This window comes from Aeromonas sp. HMWF014, from assembly GCF_963878295.1.
GTDB lineage: Bacteria > Pseudomonadota > Gammaproteobacteria > Enterobacterales > Aeromonadaceae > Aeromonas > Aeromonas popoffii.
The window spans coordinates 5524-6063 of the sequence record NZ_CAWNYS010000439.1; the positions used below are offsets into that span (position 1 = coordinate 5524).

Here is a 540-nt window from a genome sequence, read left to right on the forward strand (position 1 = left end):
TTCCACCCGTTCAACGGCCGCCATGGGAATGGTGTTCAGGTTGATGGCGCTGCCACCTATGGAAGGGGAGCCCGCGACCCGCTTGCCATTGAGCAGCACCAGAGTGCGCTCTGAGCCCAGACCACGCAGACCAACGGTCGACTGGGATTGAGCGGAGTTACCAGATGCGGGGGATAAACCACCAAAGGAGTTGAAGGAGGCTTGTTTCAGGTAGTCAGCCACTGTCTGCTGACCGGATTGCTCGATCCTGGCTCTGCTGATGGCGATAACCGGGGTGGCGCCTTCCACATCGACACGGGAGATGCGGGAGCCGGTCACCTTGATTTTCTGCAGTTTTTCAACGTTTTGGCCTTCTTCGGCCATAGCGGGGGTGGCTACCACTGCCGCGCTCGCCAAGGCAAACGCAACGGCAGCAGAGAGTCTGCTTTTCCTAAGCATCGCTTATATCCTTCCTGGTTGTTTTTTTGTTTGCTTCCATACCGCCCTCGTTGGAGCGATGCGTAAGGCTTATCAAGCTTTCGATGTGGACGTCAATTGAGG

General features: G+C 56.7%; 1 protein-coding gene. It reads right to left on the reverse strand.

What is annotated here, in order from left to right:
- The coding region (locus AAC083_RS23285; protein ID WP_258224747.1) for a TonB-dependent receptor plug domain-containing protein at positions 1–438 on the reverse strand (438 nt) is incomplete at its 3' end.
- Positions 439–540 lie beyond the last annotated feature (102 nt).